The sequence below is a fragment of the Paenibacillus protaetiae genome (assembly GCF_004135365.1).
GTDB classification, from domain to species: domain Bacteria; phylum Bacillota; class Bacilli; order Paenibacillales; family Paenibacillaceae; genus Paenibacillus_AP; species Paenibacillus_AP protaetiae.
Genome location: NZ_CP035492.1, coordinates 1,620,345 through 1,638,428, shown reverse-complemented (window position 1 = coordinate 1,638,428; position 18,084 = coordinate 1,620,345). Strand labels below are relative to the sequence as shown.

22 protein-coding genes are annotated in these 18,084 nt (G+C 52.4%); 21 read left to right on the top strand and 1 reads right to left on the bottom strand.

The window, feature by feature from the left end:
* Positions 1-92 precede the first annotated feature (92 nt).
* Positions 93-1,346 carry an aspartate kinase gene (locus ET464_RS07425; RefSeq protein WP_129439654.1) on the top strand — a complete coding sequence of 418 codons (1,254 nt, stop codon included), beginning with the start codon at positions 93-95 and terminating at the stop codon, positions 1,344-1,346.
* Positions 1,347-1,446: 100 nt separating this feature from the next.
* Here the strand turns inward: ET464_RS07425 and ET464_RS07420 are convergent, their stop codons facing one another.
* Positions 1,447-2,169, bottom strand: coding sequence for a 2-phosphosulfolactate phosphatase (locus tag ET464_RS07420; RefSeq protein WP_129439652.1), 723 nt, complete (start codon positions 2,167-2,169; stop codon positions 1,447-1,449).
* 205 nt (positions 2,170-2,374) lie between these two features.
* On the opposite strand from ET464_RS07420, the gene ET464_RS07415 reads away from it, so the two are divergent.
* From ET464_RS07415 to dxs, 20 genes are all read left to right on the top strand, one after another.
* Positions 2,375-2,641: a YqhV family protein gene (locus ET464_RS07415; RefSeq protein ID WP_129439650.1), complete on the top strand. Its 267-nt coding sequence runs from the start codon at positions 2,375-2,377 to the stop codon at positions 2,639-2,641.
* A gap of 105 nt (positions 2,642-2,746) precedes the next feature.
* Positions 2,747-3,799, top strand: coding sequence for a stage III sporulation protein AA (gene spoIIIAA, locus ET464_RS07410; protein ID WP_129439648.1), 1,053 nt, complete (start codon positions 2,747-2,749; stop codon positions 3,797-3,799).
* Complete coding sequence (gene spoIIIAB, locus ET464_RS07405; protein WP_129444185.1) at positions 3,796-4,314, top strand: stage III sporulation protein SpoIIIAB; 519 nt, start codon at positions 3,796-3,798, stop codon at positions 4,312-4,314. Before spoIIIAA ends, spoIIIAB begins: the two co-directional genes overlap by 4 nt.
* Positions 4,315-4,328: 14 nt before the next feature.
* Positions 4,329-4,532 carry a stage III sporulation protein AC gene (spoIIIAC, locus tag ET464_RS07400; protein WP_129439646.1) on the top strand — a complete coding sequence of 68 codons (204 nt, stop codon included), beginning with the start codon at positions 4,329-4,331 and terminating at the stop codon, positions 4,530-4,532.
* 32 nt (positions 4,533-4,564) lie between these two features.
* A complete protein-coding gene (gene spoIIIAD / locus ET464_RS07395; protein ID WP_129439644.1) occupies positions 4,565-4,969 on the top strand; it encodes a stage III sporulation protein AD in 405 nt (134 codons plus the stop codon).
* A complete protein-coding gene (spoIIIAE, locus tag ET464_RS07390) occupies positions 4,966-6,237 on the top strand; it encodes a stage III sporulation protein AE (protein WP_244226707.1) in 1,272 nt (423 codons plus the stop codon). The genes spoIIIAD and spoIIIAE overlap by 4 nt, the downstream gene beginning before the upstream one ends.
* Positions 6,238-6,262: 25 nt before the next feature.
* Entirely contained in the window at positions 6,263-7,000 is a 738-nt protein-coding gene (spoIIIAF, locus tag ET464_RS07385) for a stage III sporulation protein AF (RefSeq protein ID WP_129439642.1), read from the top strand.
* A gap of 18 nt (positions 7,001-7,018) precedes the next feature.
* Positions 7,019-7,660 (top strand): stage III sporulation protein AG, encoded by a 642-nt coding sequence (spoIIIAG, locus tag ET464_RS07380; RefSeq protein WP_129439640.1) that lies wholly within the window; start codon positions 7,019-7,021, stop codon positions 7,658-7,660.
* Positions 7,661-7,688: 28 nt separating this feature from the next.
* Positions 7,689-8,405 carry a SpoIIIAH-like family protein gene (locus ET464_RS07375; protein ID WP_129439638.1) on the top strand — a complete coding sequence of 239 codons (717 nt, stop codon included), beginning with the start codon at positions 7,689-7,691 and terminating at the stop codon, positions 8,403-8,405.
* 275 nt (positions 8,406-8,680) lie between these two features.
* The gene (gene accB, locus ET464_RS07370; RefSeq protein ID WP_129439636.1) at positions 8,681-9,169 is read left to right on the top strand and encodes an acetyl-CoA carboxylase biotin carboxyl carrier protein; all 489 of its coding nucleotides are present in this window, start codon (positions 8,681-8,683) and stop codon (positions 9,167-9,169) included.
* Positions 9,170-9,201: 32 nt separating this feature from the next.
* Positions 9,202-10,584: an acetyl-CoA carboxylase biotin carboxylase subunit gene (gene accC, locus ET464_RS07365; RefSeq protein ID WP_129439634.1), complete on the top strand. Its 1,383-nt coding sequence runs from the start codon at positions 9,202-9,204 to the stop codon at positions 10,582-10,584.
* Between the two features lie 112 nt (positions 10,585-10,696).
* On the top strand, positions 10,697-11,104 hold the full coding sequence (locus ET464_RS07360) for an Asp23/Gls24 family envelope stress response protein (protein WP_129439632.1): 408 nt from the start codon (positions 10,697-10,699) through the stop codon (positions 11,102-11,104).
* 88 nt (positions 11,105-11,192) lie between these two features.
* Positions 11,193-11,753 (top strand): alkaline shock response membrane anchor protein AmaP, encoded by a 561-nt coding sequence (amaP, locus tag ET464_RS07355; protein WP_129439630.1) that lies wholly within the window; start codon positions 11,193-11,195, stop codon positions 11,751-11,753.
* A gap of 14 nt (positions 11,754-11,767) precedes the next feature.
* Positions 11,768-11,998, top strand: coding sequence for a DUF2273 domain-containing protein (locus ET464_RS07350; RefSeq protein WP_129439628.1), 231 nt, complete (start codon positions 11,768-11,770; stop codon positions 11,996-11,998).
* A 157-nt stretch (positions 11,999-12,155) separates the two neighbouring features.
* The gene (gene nusB, locus ET464_RS07345) at positions 12,156-12,611 is read left to right on the top strand and encodes a transcription antitermination factor NusB (protein ID WP_129439626.1); all 456 of its coding nucleotides are present in this window, start codon (positions 12,156-12,158) and stop codon (positions 12,609-12,611) included.
* 49 nt (positions 12,612-12,660) lie between these two features.
* A complete protein-coding gene (gene folD, locus ET464_RS07340) occupies positions 12,661-13,521 on the top strand; it encodes a bifunctional methylenetetrahydrofolate dehydrogenase/methenyltetrahydrofolate cyclohydrolase FolD (RefSeq protein WP_129439624.1) in 861 nt (286 codons plus the stop codon).
* Between the two features lie 8 nt (positions 13,522-13,529).
* Complete coding sequence (xseA, locus tag ET464_RS07335; RefSeq protein WP_129439622.1) at positions 13,530-14,882, top strand: exodeoxyribonuclease VII large subunit; 1,353 nt, start codon at positions 13,530-13,532, stop codon at positions 14,880-14,882.
* Between the two features lie 44 nt (positions 14,883-14,926).
* Complete coding sequence (gene xseB / locus ET464_RS07330; RefSeq protein ID WP_279630132.1) at positions 14,927-15,139, top strand: exodeoxyribonuclease VII small subunit; 213 nt, start codon at positions 14,927-14,929, stop codon at positions 15,137-15,139.
* Complete coding sequence (locus ET464_RS07325) at positions 15,139-16,056, top strand: polyprenyl synthetase family protein (protein ID WP_129439619.1); 918 nt, start codon at positions 15,139-15,141, stop codon at positions 16,054-16,056. The genes xseB and ET464_RS07325 overlap by 1 nt, the downstream gene beginning before the upstream one ends.
* Before the next feature lie 127 nt (positions 16,057-16,183).
* The gene (dxs, locus tag ET464_RS07320) at positions 16,184-18,076 is read left to right on the top strand and encodes a 1-deoxy-D-xylulose-5-phosphate synthase (protein WP_129439617.1); all 1,893 of its coding nucleotides are present in this window, start codon (positions 16,184-16,186) and stop codon (positions 18,074-18,076) included.
* Positions 18,077-18,084: the final 8 nt, after the last annotated feature.

Here is an 18,084-nt window from a genome sequence, read left to right as displayed (position 1 = left end):
GTTTTTTTGCGTGCATTTATATCCATAGCCGGGTTAATTGTGCTATAATATCGTCTTGTATGTATATGTCAAGGTTGGGGAGTGAATCAGCTTTGTCGTTGACTGTGATGAAGTTTGGCGGCAGTTCCGTCGGCACACCCGAGCGGATGAAGCGTGTCGCAGAACGTATTATTGAAAAGAAACAAGCTGGCGATCGGGTTGTTGTCGTTGTATCCGCAATGGGAGACACAACGGACGATTTGATTGACCAATCCAAAAAGTTGAATCCTAATCCTCCGGCCCGCGAGATGGATATGCTGCTTACGACCGGAGAACAAATATCGGTTGCGCTATTGTCAATGGCCATTCATGGACTTGGGCACAAAGCGGTATCGTTCACCGGATGGCAAGCAGGGATTCTGACGGAAGCGGTGCACGGTAAAGCCAAAATAAACGATATTCGTCCGGAGCGTATTCATAGCGCCCTTGACGAAGGCAGCATCGTGATCGTTGCCGGCTTCCAGGGTATGACGGACGAAGGCGAAATTACGACACTTGGCCGCGGCGGATCGGACACGACTGCCGTAGCGCTGGCCGCAGCTATCGACGCGGACGTATGCGAAATTTATACCGATGTAGACGGCGTTTATTCTACCGACCCGCGTGTCGTGAAATGCGCCAGAAAGCTCGATGAAATCTCGTATGATGAAATGCTGGAGCTTGCCCACTTGGGAGCGGCAGTCCTGCATCCTCGCGCTGTCGAGTATGCAAAGCATTACGACGTGAAGCTTGTAGTACGTTCGAGCTTTACGCATAATGAAGGCACAAGTGTAAAGGAGGAAGCGATCATGGAGCAAGGGATTGCCGTTCGCGGCATTGCATTTGACAAAAACGTGGCAAGAATCAGCATTATAGGCGTTGAGGATGTGCCGGGCGTGCTGGCGGGCGTATTTGGCGCGCTGGCGAATAACGGAATTGACGTGGATATTATCGTCCAAAGCGGCGTGCAAGACGGCAAAGCCGATTTTTCGTTCACCCTTTCGCTGGACGACCGCGAGAAAGCGCTCGAAGTGATCGAAGGCATCCGCGGCCAAGTTCCTTACCGCGAGGTGAGCTCGGAAGACAATCTTGTCAAAATTTCGATCGTAGGCGCTGGCATGGTCAGCAATCCTGGCGTTGCTGCAAAAATGTTCTCGACGATTTCTTCCCTTGGCGTCAGCATTAAGATGGTAAGCACATCGGAAATTAAAGTATCCTGCGTTATCCAGGCGGAGCCGCTTCACGATGTAGTTCGTGCGCTTCATACCGCTTACGGCCTTGATACGGCAGAGCAGGCTTTTGTGGGCGGACCGAAAGACCGCCGTTAATCGGAGTCAGGTTTCTTAATAAAAGAACTGCCGGGCCATGTCCGGCAGTCTGGCCGTCCTCACACGAGGACGGCTTTTTTGCGTTAACCCCTCATACATGTTACGAAGTTCCCCCCGCCAGCAGCAGCGAATCGCCGTTCAGCCTTGGGACCATATTGAAATGGTCGATTTTGGTGCACAGCTCCACGTCTTTTTTATATCCTAATTTAATCAGCTTTTTACCGGTCAGGCTGCTTGCAACTGCTGACTCGATGGAATGTTCGTTGTTTCGATAGAAGCCGAGCATCGCCAGCCCGAAATCATCCAGCTCGACTGGAGCTTGGCGTAACGATTGCAGCCGGTCGATCATCAGCCCGGCGCATAGGCCGTCCTCCGCGGCAAACTGGTCATGCGCGCCTGCGCACAGCAAGATGACATCGCGTCTCAAGTCGTGTGCCAGCCGGGCGCATGAACCGGCGTTCAGCAAAGCGCCGGCGAGCACATAATCGGCCCGCATCGCTTTAAGCAGCGCACGGGTTCCGTTGGTGGTCGTGAGCAAAATACGCCGGCTGTCGACCGTTAACGCTTCATATTCAAACGGCGAATTGCCCAAATCAAATCCCGTAATTTTCCGGCAAAAACGTTCTCCGCACAGCAGATCCCCTGCTCGTTGCAGCGAGCGGGCTTCCATCACCGTCTCCACGGGCGTTACAGAAGCCGCTCCGGCTGCCAAAGCCGTTATGATCGTGCTTATGGTACGGAGCACATCGATGACGATAACGGTTTTATTCACCATTTGCGAAGCGCTAATCTCATTGGCACTGGAAATGACTTGCACCTGCATAATTCTTTTTTCCGCCTTCCTGCATTTGTTCTTGCTTATTGCTGCCATGATGTACTATATGCGTTTTATTCTGGGCTGGTGTCCCTGCTTGGCGTCATGAAGAAGAGACAAGCTCGCATATAGTACTAATAGTGATAGGTTTCGTACTACCGATGCGTGTTGCAGCAACAAGTCCACTACAAATGAACTGGAGGTCAAAGAGAGCATGATCAACAAAATCGTAATGACGATGGCTTCGCTGCGGCTTCTTTCCGGAACGTTGGAAATATGCGCTGCGATGCTGATGCTGCGGTGGAACCAGATTGATAAAGCGCTTGTTGTCAATTCATCATTGGCGCTGGTCGGCCCGCTTGTTTTAATTACAACTACAACTATTGGTCTTATCGGCATTTCGGATAAGCTTTCCGCTGCCAAGATGGTATGGATAACGGTAGGCGTCACATGTCTGCTCATCGGTATTTTAAAGAAATGATAGACTTCTAATCTATTACGACGCGGACAGCGGACATATTTTTGCGGGCTCTGCATACATATGAACTACGAAGGAAGGACAAACATCCGGGAGTGATGGTGAGTTATGTTGCATCGTGTAGCGCATTTGCTTCCGCTTGAGTTAAAGTCGCTGCTGGAGAAGCTGCCAGAAGCATCGCAGGAGCAACTGGAGGAAATTCGAATCCGCGAAGGCAGGCCATTGGAAGTAGGGGTAAGAGGTCAGTCCAGATTCGTAGGAACTGACGGTATTTTGCGAGGAACGGCGGATGGAGCGTACAAGCCAACGCCGGATTTGTGCAGAAGGCTGCTCGACCGGATTACGAATTACTCGCTGTATGCCATGGAAGAAGAATTGAGGCGGGGATTTATAACTGTGTCAGGCGGCCATCGGATTGGACTGGCAGGCAGGACGGTGCTGGACGGCGGTTATGTGCGCGGTTTGCGCGATATTGGCGCTTTTAATATCCGGATCGCTAGAGAGGTAGTGGGTGCGGCTGCGCCGCTGCTTCCGAAGCTGCTGGACCTGCCGCGCAAATCAATCCAGCCGGTGCTCGTGCTGGCGCCTCCGCAAATGGGGAAAACAACATTAATTCGGGATATTGCAAGATCGGTCAGTACAGGTTTATGGGGCAGCGGTGACGGCCGGAGCTGGTCCGGGCGAAAAGTAGGCATCGTGGATGAACGGTCGGAAATTGCCGCCTGCGTGCGGGGAATTCCAACGTTTGATGTCGGGCCGCGCACCGATGTGATGGACGCCTGCCCCAAGGCCGAAGGCATGATGATGCTTCTCCGCTCCATGTCGCCGGATGTGATCGTGGTGGATGAAATCGGACGGGCTGAGGACGCCGAAGCGATACGGGAAGCAAGCCATGCAGGCGTAAGTGTTGTGGCTACAGCGCACGCTTACGATTTGCAGGATGCCAGAGGCCGGCCGGTACTGAACGAATTGCTTGCAGGCGGCGTGTTTTCCCTTATCGTTGAACTCCGGAGAAACCAGGAAGGGTTTCTTCACCGGGTCATTCCGGTTGAAGCCGGAAACGGGATCAAAGCGGCCCGCGAACCAACCGCAGCGCTGCATCGCACAGTGATAGACCGGGCTCCGGCTGCCAGCGGCCTGCAGCGGGAGGAATGGCTGTGATCAAGCTGCTTGGCGCAATGCTGGTGCTGGCGGCCGGCACGCTGATCGGATTTCTGATGGCCGGCAAATATGCGGCCCGCCCGCGGGAGCTGCGCCAGATGGCTTATGCCCTGAAGCGGCTGGAGACGGAGATCGGGTATGGCCGGACACCGCTCCCGATCGCGCTGCTGCGAACAGGAGAGGCGGCTTCGCCGCCTGTATCCGACATCTTCAAAGCTGCAGCAGAGGAGCTCAGGCGGGAAGACGGGCCAACCTTTCAGGAAAGCTGGACAGCTGCGGTAAACCGGGTATGGGCGTATACGGCGATGCGTTCGGTGGAGCAAGGCATCGTGCTGCGGCTCGGATCGGCTCTTGGCATCAGCGATAAGGATGACCAGCTGAAGCATTTGAAGCTGGCGCTGGTGCAGCTGAAGGCGGAGGAAGATGAAGCTAGAGACGAGCAAGCACGCTACGAAAAAATGTGGAAAAGCCTTGGCGTACTGGCCGCCGCGCTCGTCGTCATTGTGATGATTTAGTGGGGGCCGCACAAATGGAGATGGATGTGAGCGCCATATTCCAAATTGCCGGGATCGGCATCATCATTGCCATGATCCACACGGTGCTGAAGCAGATGGGCAAGGAAGATATGGCGCATTGGGTGACGTTAATCGGATTTGTTGTTGTGTTGTTTATGGTCATCAGAATGCTCGCGGACTTGTTTCAGGAGATCAAGACCATTTTTTTGTTCCAGTAAACGCAGCAGGCTGCACAGGTAGGTGAACGGCTGTGGAAATCATTCAGGTCGTCGGTATCGGCTTAATTGCCACCGTCCTTATTCTTGTCGTTCGGGAGCAGAAGCCGGTCTTCGCTTATCTGCTGGCGGCATTCACCGGATTGTTCCTCTTTTTGTTCGTCATCGGCAAAATCGAATCGGTTATCGAAGTGCTGGAGCAGTTGGCGAATAAGGCGGGAATCCCTTCGATTTACTTAAAGACGATATTAAAAATTATCGGAATTGCTTATATCGCAGAATTCGGAGCGCAAATTATCCGGGATGCGGGGCTGGAGAGCGTCGCATCCAAAATTGAATTTGCCGGCAAAATTTTAATTCTGGTTATGGCCGTTCCGATTATAAGCGTCATTGTGGAGACGGTGATCGGACTGCTCCCGAGCGGAGGAGGAAGCGGATGAATCAGGCGATCCGCTTCCGGTTACTTGGTGTTATGATGGCTGTCCTTATTTTGACCGGCTTTACGCCGCTCGTAACGGCAGGATCAACTCATGCGGCAGCGGCGGCGGTAAGCGCGGTCCCGGCCGGCGCGGCGAGCAGTTCAGCCGGCAGCGGAGAAACTGATGACGGCGGGATGACCGGGCAGTTGACCGAACAGCAGCTCGAAGGTCTCAATACGGACGCGGTGGAAAATTACTGGAACCAGCTCAGAGAGCAATACGGCGGATTTTTTCCCGACCAGAAAATTCCCAGCTTTGTCGATATGATCATGCCTGGCGGCGAAGGTTTAAAGATGAAGACCGTGTTAAGCTCGCTGGCGCGTTACTTTCTGCATGAGGTGCTGTACAACGCCAAGCTGCTTGTCACCATCGTCATGCTGACGGTGTTCAGCGTTGTGCTGGAGACGCTGCAGAATGCGTTCGAGCGTAACACTGTGAGCAAGGTCGGGTATTCAATCGCTTATATGGTGCTTATCATTATGGCCGCAAACAGCTTCCATGTCGCTATCGGCTATGCCCAGCAGGCGATCGAAACGATGATCCAATTTATGCTCGCCATGCTGCCGCTGCTGCTTACGCTGCTCGCGTCGCTTGGCAACGTCACGACCGTTACGATCATGCATCCGCTGGTTGTTTTTATGATCCATACCGTCGGCACCGTCATCTACACGATCGTGTTCCCGCTGCTGTTCTTTTCGGCGGTGCTCCATATCGCAAGCGGCTTGACGGAGCGGTTCAAAGTGACGCAGCTTGCCAATTTGCTCCGGACGATCTCGGTTTGGCTGATGGGTGCGATGGTGACGATTTTTCTCGGGGTCATTTCGGTACGCGGGGCGGCAGGCGCGATTACAGACGGCATAACACTCCGGACGGCCAAGTTCCTTGCCGGCAATTTTGTCCCGGTAGTGGGACGGGTTGTATCCGATGCCGCAGACACTGTAATCTCCGCTTCTCTGCTTGCCAAAAATGCGATCGGCCTCGCCGGCGTCATTATACTGCTGTTTCTGTGCGCTTTTCCGGCGCTGAAAATATTAACGTTAGCATTGATTTACAATGTGTCGGCGGCAGTCATGCAGCCGCTCGGCGATTCGCCGATCGTTACCTGCCTCCAGACGATCGGCAAAACGATGATTTATATTTTTGTGGCGCTCGCAGCCGTAGGGTTTATGTTTTTTCTGGCCATTACCATCATGCTGACAGCAGGCAATGCAGCCATGATGATCCGGTAGCGGGCGGAGAGAGGCGGTTACGGCAATGATGGATTTCCTTTCAGACTGGCTCCGTAATATTATCGCTGTCATTTTGCTTGCAGTCTTTGTCGAGCTTCTTCTCCCGAACAAAGCGATGCAGCGTTATGCCAGGCTGGTTGTCGGATTGTTTGTACTGCTTACGCTGATGACGCCGATTTTTCAGCTGCTTCAGGGCGATTTTGAACAAAAGCTGGAAACGAGTTTCCAAAACTGGAGCGCGGAGAGCGGGCAGCAAGATTTGAAAATGCCGACCTTATCCGAGATCCGGAAGGAAGCAGACGAGCTTTCCAGCAAGCGGGCCGCCGATGTGGAACAGCTGTCCAAAAAGGTGCTCGAGCAGGATATAAGCCGGCAGGTGAAGGAGAGCACAGGAGCTGAAACGATGGACGTGCAGATCATTTGGAAAGAGCAGACGGAGAACAATCCGGAGGTCCGCAGCGTTGTCATTACACTGAAACCGGCACAATCTGATGCAGATTCCCCGGCCGGCAGCAGGCAGGGCAGCGAGGGACCGGTGCAGCCGGTTCAGGTAGACGTTAACGTGGAGCCGGTTGAAGCGGTCACCGTTAACCCGTCGCCGGATTTGCCGGACGGCAAAGAAGACGGCCAAGCGGCAGAAGCGTGGGCTCCGGTATCCGCTGTGCTGGATCGTCAAGTCCGGCAGCTGCTGCAAAATGTTTGGGGAATCGCCCCCGAACTCGTCATCGTCCGCCAGCCTGCTGACGCAGCGGGGAACTATTAGCGAGGGGAGGAAAGCCGGTTGGCGAAGTGGATGCAATGGCTGGAGAGGGCTTTTGGAGGCGGCCCGTCCGGCCCGAAACGAATCCGTACGCTTCGGATGCTGCTTATCGTCGGGGCGGTTGGAGCGGCGCTGATGCTGCTGAACTCCTTCTTGAAGATGAATCCGGTGGAGCCGTCCCACAGCCAGTCTCCGGTTCCGCCGGCAGACCAGGATCAGGAAACGTTTGGCGGAACCCGCGTTTCAGCTTCGGATAATCCGTTTGATGCCATCGAGCAGCAGCTCGAGATGCGGCTGAAGGATATTTTGGAGAAGGTGGTTGGCGTAAGCAATGTGGATGTGCTGGTTACCGTCGATTCCACCGGAGAGCAAGTGTACGCCCAAAACGATCAGGATACCCAGTCTGTTACCGAAGAAACAGATCCAAACGGCGGGCGCCGGTATATTACATCCACCACAAAAAACGGCACAATCGTGCTGTACGAAGTGGCCGGCGAGCAAAAGCCCGTCATCACCAAAACGATCAGTCCGCGTATACGCGGCATTATCGTAGTGGCTAAAGGAGCGGAAAACACCGCGATCAGGCATCTGATAACCGATGCGGTCAGCAAAGGCGTTAACGTTCCGGTAAGCCGAATATCCGTAGTGCCAAGAAAACAATAAAACAAAGGATTAAAAGGAGGGTGTTCGAATGAACACGAAAAGACAAACGGTTTGGCTTGTATCCATGCTCAGCCTGATGGTTGTGCTCTCCGCCTACTACTTATTTACGCAGGACAAAAGTTCGCCTAATGTGCTGACAGACGGGACTCAAAGCGAGCAGCAGGCGGGAACGACGGAAGTAAACGGCAAGGCCGGCGATAACGGCATTATCGTATCGGATGCAGGAGACGCAGCTAAATCCGGCAAAGGTGATGCGGGCAAATCCGGCAATGCCGACGGCACGGCAGCAAATGCGGGCGATGCAGGCAAAGCAGGCAGCTCCGCAGATAAAGCAAGCAGCGATGAGCCAAGCGCAGCCGACCAGCAAGTGATCGACAATCTTACAGGTGTGCCAAGCACGGCCGTATTTGCTCAAATCCAAGAGCAAAATCAGGAACGTTATGATGATCAGGTCGACAGCCTGATGAAGCAAATTGCCAGCACTTCCGACAGCACCGCGGAACAGGCATCCCAAGCTGCGACCGATCTGCAGCAACTGGAAGAGCGCTATGAGAAGCTGAACGGGCTGCAGGCTGATTTGCAGAAAAAATTCGATAATGTCGCGATTGATGAACAGAACAACCGGTTCAAAGTCGTAGTTCAAACCGAAAAGCTGGAAAAAAGCGAAGCGGTCAGCATTATCGATCAAGTTGTAAAAACGCTGGATGTGCCCGCGGATCTCGTTTCGGTGCAATACGTTCCTTAAACAGCCAAAGCGGTATAAGGAAAGAAAAAGGGCTGGCGTCCGCAAAAGGCGCCGGCCTTTTGTTTATGGAGGCGGATGTATGGGGAAAGCAGGCATGTCCAAAAAATAGATTCGTGTTGTGAACGGTTTATGCTATAATATTTAACGTTATACGAAAGACTGGCAGAATACGGTCAGCGATTGATCTAACAACGCGCTGCAAGATGCAGCCGATATGCCGGCTTCACCAAACGGCGCCGTTGACGCGCGTAAAATGTTGAGGAGTGAAACTATTCATGTTCAAATTGAGCGAGATTAAAGAATTGATCAAATTGGTTGATCAGACTTCCGTTCATGAGCTGGAAATTGAAAATGAAGGGGCTCGTCTGTCGATCCGCAAACCGGGCAAAACTGAAGTGGTGAATGTACAATCGGCCCCAGTCTCGCATACATATGCACCGGCACCGATTCCTGCACCAGCCGCAGCAGCTGCGGTACAAACACCAGCTGCAGCACCGGCGGCAGAGACTGCTGCGAAAGAAAACCTGCATTCGATCGTATCGCCGATGGTCGGCACGTTCTATCGTGCATCTTCGCCTGATGCGGCGCCATTCGTTCAGGAAGGCGACCGTATCCATGAGAAAAGCGTCGTATGTATTTTGGAAGCGATGAAGCTGATGAATGAGCTGGAAGCGGAAGTTCGCGGTGAAATCGTTGAAATCCTCGTTGAGAACGGACAGCTTGTCGAGTATGGCCAGCCGCTTTTCCTTGTAAGAACGGAATAGGGTCCTACTACGTTTGAAAGGGGTTATAGCAATTGAAATTCCAGAAAATATTGATTGCCAACCGCGGTGAAATCGCCGTTCGGATTATTCGCGCCTGCCGCGAGCTTGGTATTTCGACCGTGGCTGTTTATTCCGAAGCGGACCGCGAATCGCTTCATGTCCGTCTGGCGGACGAAGCTTATTGCATCGGTCCTACCGCTTCGAAGGACAGCTATTTGAATTTGACTAATATTATGAGCGTAGCGACCATTACGGGCTGCGACGCGATTCATCCGGGGTATGGCTTCCTTTCGGAAAATGCCGATTTTGCGGAGATTTGCGAATCCTGCAACATTACATTTATCGGACCGTCCCCAACGGCAATCAGCCGTATGGGCGACAAATCCGTTGCCAAGCAAACGATGAAGGAAGCTGACGTACCGGTTATTCCGGGTTCGGACGGCTTGATCGAGAATTTGGATGAAGCGGTCCGGATTGCCCGTTCCATCGGTTATCCGGTTATCATCAAAGCAACTGCGGGCGGCGGCGGACGCGGCATCCGCATTGCGGAGAATGAAGAAGCGCTTATTCAGCAAATTACAACCGCACAGCAGGAAGCGGAAAAAGCTTTCGGCAATGCGGGCGTTTATTTGGAAAAATATTTGACCGGCATGAAGCATGTCGAGATTCAAATTATGGCCGATAAACACGGCAATGCCGTTCATCTGTTCGAACGCGACTGCTCGGTTCAGCGCCGCCGCCAGAAGCTGGTTGAGGAAGCGCCGTGCCCGGTCATGACGCCGCAGCTTCGCGAGCGTATGGGTCAAGCGGCAGTTCGCGCTGCCAAAGCGGTTAATTATGCCGGCGCAGGTACGCTGGAGTTCCTTTTGGGACCGGACGGCAATTTCTATTTCATGGAAATGAATACGCGTATCCAGGTTGAGCATCCCGTGACGGAAATGATTACGAATATCGACCTGATTAAAGAAATGATCTCGGTAGCCGAAGGCAATCCGTTGTCGTTTACACAGGAAGATCTGAACATTAACGGCTGGGCGATCGAATGCCGCATTAATGCGGAAGATTCGGAACGCGGCTTTATGCCGTCGCCGGGCCATATCCCGTTCTATTTGGCTCCGGGCGGCAACGGTGTCCGCGTCGACAGTGCGGTATATCCGGGATATACGATCTCCCCGCATTACGATTCGATGATTGCAAAACTGATCGTGTGGGGACCAACCCGCGATGAAGCGATTGCACGTATGAAACGCGCATTATCGGAGTTTGCGATTGAAGGCATTCGTACGACGATTCCTTTCCATCAAAAATTGCTGAACCATCCGAAATTTGTTCAAGGCACGTTCGATATCAAGTTCCTGGAGGACTATGATGTGAACGATCCGGAAGCGGGACCGGCAGCTCGTCTTGACAGCTAGCAACTGTTTGTCATAATCCTAGCCGGATGATATAGTATAGAAATAAGCTGCGGATTCATCATCCGGCCTGCAGAAGGCTGGACGCGCAATTTTTGGGAGGTGTTTAATCGCTATGAGTACGATTGCTGCAGACTATGAGAGAACCGACATCGGTACCATTCAAATTGCACCGGAAGTGATCGCGGTTATTGCCGGGCTTGCTACTGACGAAGTGGATGGTGTGGCAGGTATGAGCGGCGGCTTTGCCGGCGGGATTGTAGAACTGCTTGGACGGAAAAACTTGTCTAAGGGTGTCAAGGTTGAGGTCGGACAACGCGAAGCAGCCATCGATGTATCCATCATCGTGGAATACGGCAATAAAATCCCTGAAATCGCTGTGGAAATTCAACGCAATGTCAAACGATCCATCGAAATGATGACTGGCCTGACGGTTGTGGAAGTGAACGTACATATCCATGATGTTCATTTCAAAACGGCCGATAAGCCGGAAGAAGAAGAGTTAGGCAATCGCGTGAAATAACATTTCATTTTCATAAACCCCCTCGTGAATGGGCATGCCGCTCGGCGCAGGGGGTTTTTATTCGGAGAGATGACGGGAGGCATAAAGCGTGATTCGAATAATAGACAAGCTGCTCTTGTTTATTTACAGCATTATAGCGGGCGCTCTAGCCGTGGTGCTTGTTTGCCTGGGGCTGGACTGGATTACGGAATCGGGCGTCAACGAAACCGCAAGCAGCTTCTACAGCACAGAGCCTGCGCAAATTACGATTACCGTAGTCGGCATCGTATTGTTCCTGATCAGCTTGCGCTTTTTTATTTTTTCTTTGCATCGCAGCGGTCCGTCTTCTGCTCCGTCTATTGACCAGCATACGGATTTTGGCGATATTCGAATTTCGCTTGATACGATCGAGAACTTGGCGCTTAAAGCGGCTTCCCGCCAGCGCGGCGTAAAGGATCTCCGGGCTAGAATTCACGCAGCGGATGCAGGGCTAGACATTGTTTTGCGCGTTGTGGTGGACGGCGAGACGGCTATCCCGGCGCTGACGGAAGAGATGCAGCGTTCGGTTAAGCAGTACGTTGAAGAAACAGCAGGAATTCCGGTTACGAACGTATCCGTTTTTATCGCGAACATTATTCAATCAACTGTTCCTAAAAGCCGGGTAGAATAGAGGTGGGGAAGCCGATGTGGAAAGAGTTCTGGACTTCTTACGGGAAACGGACGATCGGTGCCGCTATCGGGCTGTTTTTTGGCATTATTTATTTGTTTGCCGGATTTTGGGATATGCTTATGGTAGGACTGCTTGTGGCGATTGGCTACTGGTTCGGCAAGCAAAAAGAATTGCATAATGATCCTCTCCGCATGCTGCAGCAATTATGGAGCGTGTTAATGGAAAGGGTCCGATTCTACAAGTGATCCTGTGGTCTCCTCCGTACTCCGGATGATGGAATGCCTCCAAGAAGGTTCGGGGCAGGGAGGAGGCCATAGGTTTTTTACCGGATAAGGCCGCGTTCGATTACGGTAAGTTTACGCAGAACGCATTAATTTACAACGGCAATGCCGCGGAGGTACCATGAAACGAAGATTAGGTCGAGAAATTGCAGTATCAAGCTTATACCAAATGGAAATGAATGAGGAAGTTTCCGGTGCGGATGCAATCGGGATGATTATGGAGGAAGCAGGCGTTCAAGATAATGAACTTGGTGCAGATCCTGCCGAAATTAAAGCAACGGAATCGTTTGTTGAGGAACTGGTTCAAGGCGTAACCCAAAATAAACAAGCGATTGACGATATGCTTCAGCAGTTTTTGACAGGCTGGCAAGTAGACCGGTTGTCGCGTGTAGACCGCCAAATTCTTCGCCTCGCCTGCTATGAAATTGTGTACCGTGAGGATGTTCCGCCGAAAGCGGCTACGAATGAAGCTATTGAACTAGCCAAGCATTTTGGCACCGATGAATCGGGCAAGTTCGTTAACGGCGTGCTTGGCAAGCTGCTTCAAGGCGTGGAGCAATTAAAAGAAGGCCGCTAATAAAGCAGGTTTGTCAACGACAGCTATAGGAGAGAAGGGCGGGCGGGAAATGAGCGCACAAATTATTGAAGGCAAAAAAATATCCGATATGATTCGTGAGGAAATTAAAGCTGAAACAGCGGAGCTTCTGGCCAAAGGGATTGTCCCGGGCCTCGCTGTTGTTCTCGTCGGCGACGACCCTGCATCGAAAGTATATGTAGGCTCGAAAGAAAAAGCATGCGTACAGCTTGGCTTTTACTCCGAGGTTCACCGGCTTGCGGAACATACGACGGAGCAAGAACTGCTGGCTCTGATCGACAAGCTGAACAACCAGGACACAATTAACGGTATTCTGGTGCAGCTTCCGCTGCCGAAACATATTAATGAAAAGGCTGTAATCGATGCCATTCGCGTAGAGAAGGATGTGGACGGCTTCCATCCGCAAAGCGTCGGCAATCTGTCGATTGGCGACGACAGCCTCCTGCCTTGCACGCCTGCAGGCGTAATTGAGCTGATCAAACGGAGCGGAGTGGACATTGCCGGCAAAAATGCGGTTGTCATCGGACGCAGCAATATTGTAGGCAAGCCGGTTGCCATGCTCCTTCTCCGCGAGAATGCAACGGTGACGATTGCACATTCCCGCACGGCCAACATGGAAGAGCTTGCAAGACAAGCCGATATTTTGGTCGTTGCCATCGGCAAGCCGAAAGCGATCGGCCGCTCCTATGTGAAGCCGGGCGCAGTCGTTATTGACGTAGGTATTAACCGCTTGCCGGACGGCAAGCTTTGCGGCGATGTAGATTACGAGGATTGCCTGGATGCTGCGGGTTACATTACGCCTGTACCGGGCGGCGTTGGTCCAATGACCATTACGATGCTGATGAAAAATACGATTACCGCAGCAAAGAGGGCTAACGGAATCGGGGTGTAACGATACGAATGGCAGAACAGCCGCGTGTTTTCTCTATTAAGGATATTAACCGGTATATCCGGATGAAGCTTGATTCGGACCAGCTGCTCAGCGATGTATGGCTGCGCGGGGAAATATCGAATTTTACGCATCACTCAAGCGGGCATATGTATTTTACGCTGAAGGATAAAGACAGTCGGTTAAAGTGCATTATGTTCGCTTCCCATAATCAGCATTTGCCTTTTATTCCCCGTGAAGGCACCAAAGTGATGGCCAGAGGGAATATTTCCGTCTACGAACGGGACGGCAATTATCAATTTTATGCGACGGCTATGCAGCCGGACGGCATCGGCAGCTTGTATTTGGCTTACGAGCAGCTGAAAGCAAAACTGGAATCCGAAGGGCTGTTTGCGTCAGAACGCAAACGGCCTATTCCTAAATATCCGAAAGCGGTTGGAGTCATTACTTCTCCGACTGGAGCCGCCGTACGGGATATTATCATTACGATGCAGCGGCGCCACCCCGCTGTCCCGGTTTATGTTGTTCCGGTGCTTGTGCAGGGGACGCAAGCGGCGCCTTCCATTGTGAAAGCGATTGAAATGATGAACCGTTTTGGCGAAGTGGACGTATTAATTGTTGGACGCGGCGGTGGTTCCCTGGAAGAGCTTTGGGCATTTAATGAAGAAAAGGTAGCCCGGAGCATTGCGGCATCGGCCATTCCGGTTATTAGCGCAGTAGGACATGAAACGGACTTCACGATTGCGGACTTTGCAGCTGATTTACGGGCAGCGACGCCAACGGCAGCGGCTGAGCTGGCTGTTCCGCATGTGCTCGAGCTGCAGCAGCAACTGTCCCATCTGCGAAGCCGAATGGAGAATGCGCTTCGCCATCGCGTGCGCAGCAGCCGCGAACAGCTCGCTTCCGTGCGGCGTTCGCCTTATTTTATACACCCTCGCAAATATTTGCTGGAGCAGGCGGAACGGCTTGACCGTTTGCAGGAGAAGCTAATCGGGCTTGCCCGCCGTAAAATGGAGCGGAACCGTACATCGCTGGCCAAGCTGCATGCGCAGTTGTCGGGCAACCATCCCGGTGAAAAAGCGGCATTTTCCGCAAATCGGCTGCAGGCGGCGAGCCGGCGGCTGGAGCAGGCGATGCTGGCTCGCGTGAAACATAACCGGCTGCAGTTGATAGGCACGATGAAGCAGCTTGACGCGTTAAGCCCTTTGAAAATCATGTCACGAGGATACAGCCTTGTATATGATGAAAAAGAGAAGCGGCTGATCAAGACGATTCAGGAAGTCCAACCGGGCGATATGATAAAGGTAAAACTCATGGACGGCCAGCTGGAATGCCATGTCTGGTCGATGAGAGGGGAAAGTTAGCGGTGGAGAACGAAGGGAAAAAGGATTTGAGCTTTGAAGCGGCAATGGAGCAGCTGGAAGAAATTGTCGCGCAGCTGGAAGGCGGAGACGTGCCGCTGGAGAAAGCGATTGATTTGTTCCAGGAAGGCATGAGATTGTCCCAACTGTGCGGAGGCAAGCTGGACCAGGTGGAACGGAAAATCGAAATGCTGATTGAAACCGACCAAGGTTTCCAGAAAAAACCGTTTGCGCCGGCAAACGAGGATAAAGGTGAATAATGGACGACCAATTTGCGGGAATTCGAACGTATTTGGCGGAGCTTGCCGCCAAAGTAGAAGCAGAGCTTACGCGCGCCTTGCCGGCGTCGTGGGATGTGCCGCAGCCGCTGCGCGATGCGATGGCGTATTCGCTTGAAGCAGGCGGCAAACGACTGCGGCCTTCGTTCGTACTGGCGGCAGCAGAAGCCGTAGGCGGCGACAAAGCGGCGGCAAACGCTGCGATTCCGATCGCATGTGCGATTGAGTACATTCATACGTATTCATTAATTCACGATGATTTGCCGGCCATGGATAATGATGATTACCGTCGCGGCAAGCTGACCAACCATAAAGTGTTTGGCGAAGCGATGGCGATTCTGGCCGGCGACTCCTTGCTTACGCATGCTTTTTATCTCGTTGCCCAAGCGGCAAGATCAGGCGGGATCAGTGCAGCTGCAGCGCTTGATATTAGCGAAGAGCTTTCTTACTTTGCAGGGGCGAGAGGGATGGTCGGCGGGCAAGCTGCCGATATGCTCGGCGAGCAAGGCGTTACAACCATGCAAGAGCTGGAATACATTCATCTGCATAAAACGAGCGATCTGATCGTATTTTCATTGAAAGCCGGAGGAAGGGTCGGGAAAGCCGACGACCGCCAGCTGGCGCTTTTGGAAGCGTACGGCCGCAATATCGGGCTTGCTTTTCAAATTCAGGATGACATTCTCGATCTGACCGGAGATGCTCAAAAGCTGGGTAAAAAAACGCAAAGCGATGTTGAGCAGAAAAAGGTCACTTATCCTTACTTGCTTGGGATCGAGGAAAGCCGCACGCTTGTGGAACGTTTGACACAAGAAGCGAAATCGGCTGTATTGGAAGCGGAGCTGGCCGCTCCCGGCAAGCTGCTCGAAATTGCTGATTATTTGGTTCACCGCGATCATTAGGAGAAATGTGGCAGGCCGCTGCATGATCGAATGGAATTCGAGTGATCCTATGTTACAATAGAGACATGAGCACATGGGATGTTTTATTGGACAGCGGCTTTGCCGCTTCGGAAAGCGAGGAAGGAACGTGCTGCTAGATCAAATTAACGGTCCAAAAAATTTAAAACGATTGACCGTTCAACAACTCGATCAGTTGGCCGGTGAAATCCGACAGTTTCTCATCGAGAAGCTTTCCGTAACCGGCGGTCATTTATCTTCAAACTTAGGTGTGGTTGAGCTTACGCTGGCCATGCATTATTTATTTGACAGCCCGAATGACAAGTTTATTTTTGACGTCGGTCATCAATCGTATGTTCACAAAATATTGACCGGACGCAAAGATGACTTCAACACGCTTCGCCAGCAAAATGGTTTGTGCGGCTTTGTGAAACGCGCCGAAAGCGAACATGACGTATGGGAAGCCGGACATAGCAGCACTTCTTTGTCCGCTGCGATGGGGATGGCTATGGCCCGCGATTTCAAGGGGGAGCATAACCGCATCGTCGCGATGATCGGCGACGGCGCTTTGACCGGCGGCATGGCGCTGGAAGCACTGAACCATATCGGGCACGAAAAGCGGAAAATGATCGTTATCCTGAATGATAACGAGATGTCGATTGCGCCAAACGTAGGCGCGCTCCATCAATATTTGGGGCGAATCCGTTCAGACCGGCATTACCAGAAGGCGAAAGAGGAGCTCAGCCAATTTTTGAATAAAATACCTGCTGTCGGCGGCAAATTTGCCAAAATGTCGAGCAGAGTTAAAGACAGCATTAAATATTTGCTCGTTAACGGCGTATTATTCGAGCAGTTTGGCTTAACTTATTTGGGGCCGGTTGACGGCCATGATCTTTCGCAGCTGCTGGAAGTGCTGAAACAAGCCGATTCGATTAACGGACCGGTTCTGCTTCATGTCGTGACCTTAAAGGGTAAAGGTTATGCTCCCGCGGAGAAAGATTCGTACAAATGGCATGGCGTCAGTCCAAAGCTGGAAAGCAACCAAGGTATGAAGGTCGTAGTACCGCCTATGTACACGGAAGTATTCAGCGAGGCGTTGATCGAGCTTGCGGCGAAGGATGAGCGGATCGTTGCGATCACGCCCGCGATGCCGGGAGGCTCCGGCTTGTTTAAGTTTGCGGATTTGTATCCTGGCCGGATGATTGACGTCGGGATAGCAGAGCAGCATGCGGCGACATTATCCGCTGCACTGGCTATGGAGGGCATGAAGCCGGTATTTGCGGTGTACTCCACCTTCTTGCAGCGTGCATATGATCAGGTCGTGCATGATATTTGCCGCCAAAATCTGAACGTCATATTTGCGATTGACCGCGCCGGGTTTGTTGGTCCGGACGGCGAAACGCATCAAGGCGTATACGATATCGCCTTTTTACGCCATATTCCGAATTTGGTATTGATGATGCCAAAAGACGAAAATGAGCTGCGCCGTATGATGAAGACGGCGGTTGACTATAATGACGGCCCGATTGCAGTGCGCTACTCGCGTATTAACGCTGTCGGCGTCAAAATCGATCCCGAAATGGAACCGCTCCCGATCGGCAAATGGGAAACGGTACGCGAAGGCGATTCCGCGGTTATTATTGCGATCGGACCGATGCTGCAGGTAGCCGAAGAAGCAGCGGAAATGCTGAAGCGGGAAGGCTTGCAGACCAGAATTGTCAATGCGCGTTTCATTAAGCCGCTTGACCAAGAGATGCTGCGCGGGCTGGCTGAAGAAGGCAAGCCGATTATCGTGCTGGAGGAAAGTTCGGTGCTGGGCGGTTTAGGCGGAGCGGTACTGGAGTTTTATTCGATGAACGGCTATTATGGCGTGCCGGTTCATATTATAGGCGTTCCGGATCTATTTGTGGAACATGCAACAATTAAACAACAACGTGAACAAGTTGGCCTTACAGGCGAACATGTTGCAGCGGAGCTGAAAGCGATGCTTCCGCGCCGCATGATTCGCAGTGCCGGCAAATAACAGGCGGC

What these genes read in the sequence shown, in the direction of transcription:
- ET464_RS07420 (WP_129439652.1), bottom strand. Translation starts at nt 2,169, where the DNA reads ATGCAGGTGCAAGTCATTTCCAGTGCCAATGAGATTAGCGCTTCGCAA.
- ET464_RS07415 (WP_129439650.1), top strand. Translation starts at nt 2,375, where the DNA reads ATGATCAACAAAATCGTAATGACGATGGCTTCGCTGCGGCTTCTTTCC.
- spoIIIAA (WP_129439648.1), top strand. Translation starts at nt 2,747, where the DNA reads ATGTTGCATCGTGTAGCGCATTTGCTTCCGCTTGAGTTAAAGTCGCTG.
- spoIIIAC (WP_129439646.1), top strand. Translation starts at nt 4,329, where the DNA reads ATGGAGATGGATGTGAGCGCCATATTCCAAATTGCCGGGATCGGCATC.
- spoIIIAE (WP_244226707.1), top strand. Translation starts at nt 4,966, where the DNA reads ATGAATCAGGCGATCCGCTTCCGGTTACTTGGTGTTATGATGGCTGTC.
- spoIIIAF (WP_129439642.1), top strand. Translation starts at nt 6,263, where the DNA reads ATGATGGATTTCCTTTCAGACTGGCTCCGTAATATTATCGCTGTCATT.
- ET464_RS07375 (WP_129439638.1), top strand. Translation starts at nt 7,689, where the DNA reads ATGAACACGAAAAGACAAACGGTTTGGCTTGTATCCATGCTCAGCCTG.
- accB (WP_129439636.1), top strand. Translation starts at nt 8,681, where the DNA reads ATGTTCAAATTGAGCGAGATTAAAGAATTGATCAAATTGGTTGATCAG.
- ET464_RS07360 (WP_129439632.1), top strand. Translation starts at nt 10,697, where the DNA reads ATGAGTACGATTGCTGCAGACTATGAGAGAACCGACATCGGTACCATT.
- ET464_RS07350 (WP_129439628.1), top strand. Translation starts at nt 11,768, where the DNA reads ATGTGGAAAGAGTTCTGGACTTCTTACGGGAAACGGACGATCGGTGCC.
- nusB (WP_129439626.1), top strand. Translation starts at nt 12,156, where the DNA reads ATGAAACGAAGATTAGGTCGAGAAATTGCAGTATCAAGCTTATACCAA.
- folD (WP_129439624.1), top strand. Translation starts at nt 12,661, where the DNA reads ATGAGCGCACAAATTATTGAAGGCAAAAAAATATCCGATATGATTCGT.
- xseA (WP_129439622.1), top strand. Translation starts at nt 13,530, where the DNA reads ATGGCAGAACAGCCGCGTGTTTTCTCTATTAAGGATATTAACCGGTAT.
- xseB (WP_279630132.1), top strand. Translation starts at nt 14,927, where the DNA reads ATGGAGCAGCTGGAAGAAATTGTCGCGCAGCTGGAAGGCGGAGACGTG.
- ET464_RS07325 (WP_129439619.1), top strand. Translation starts at nt 15,139, where the DNA reads ATGGACGACCAATTTGCGGGAATTCGAACGTATTTGGCGGAGCTTGCC.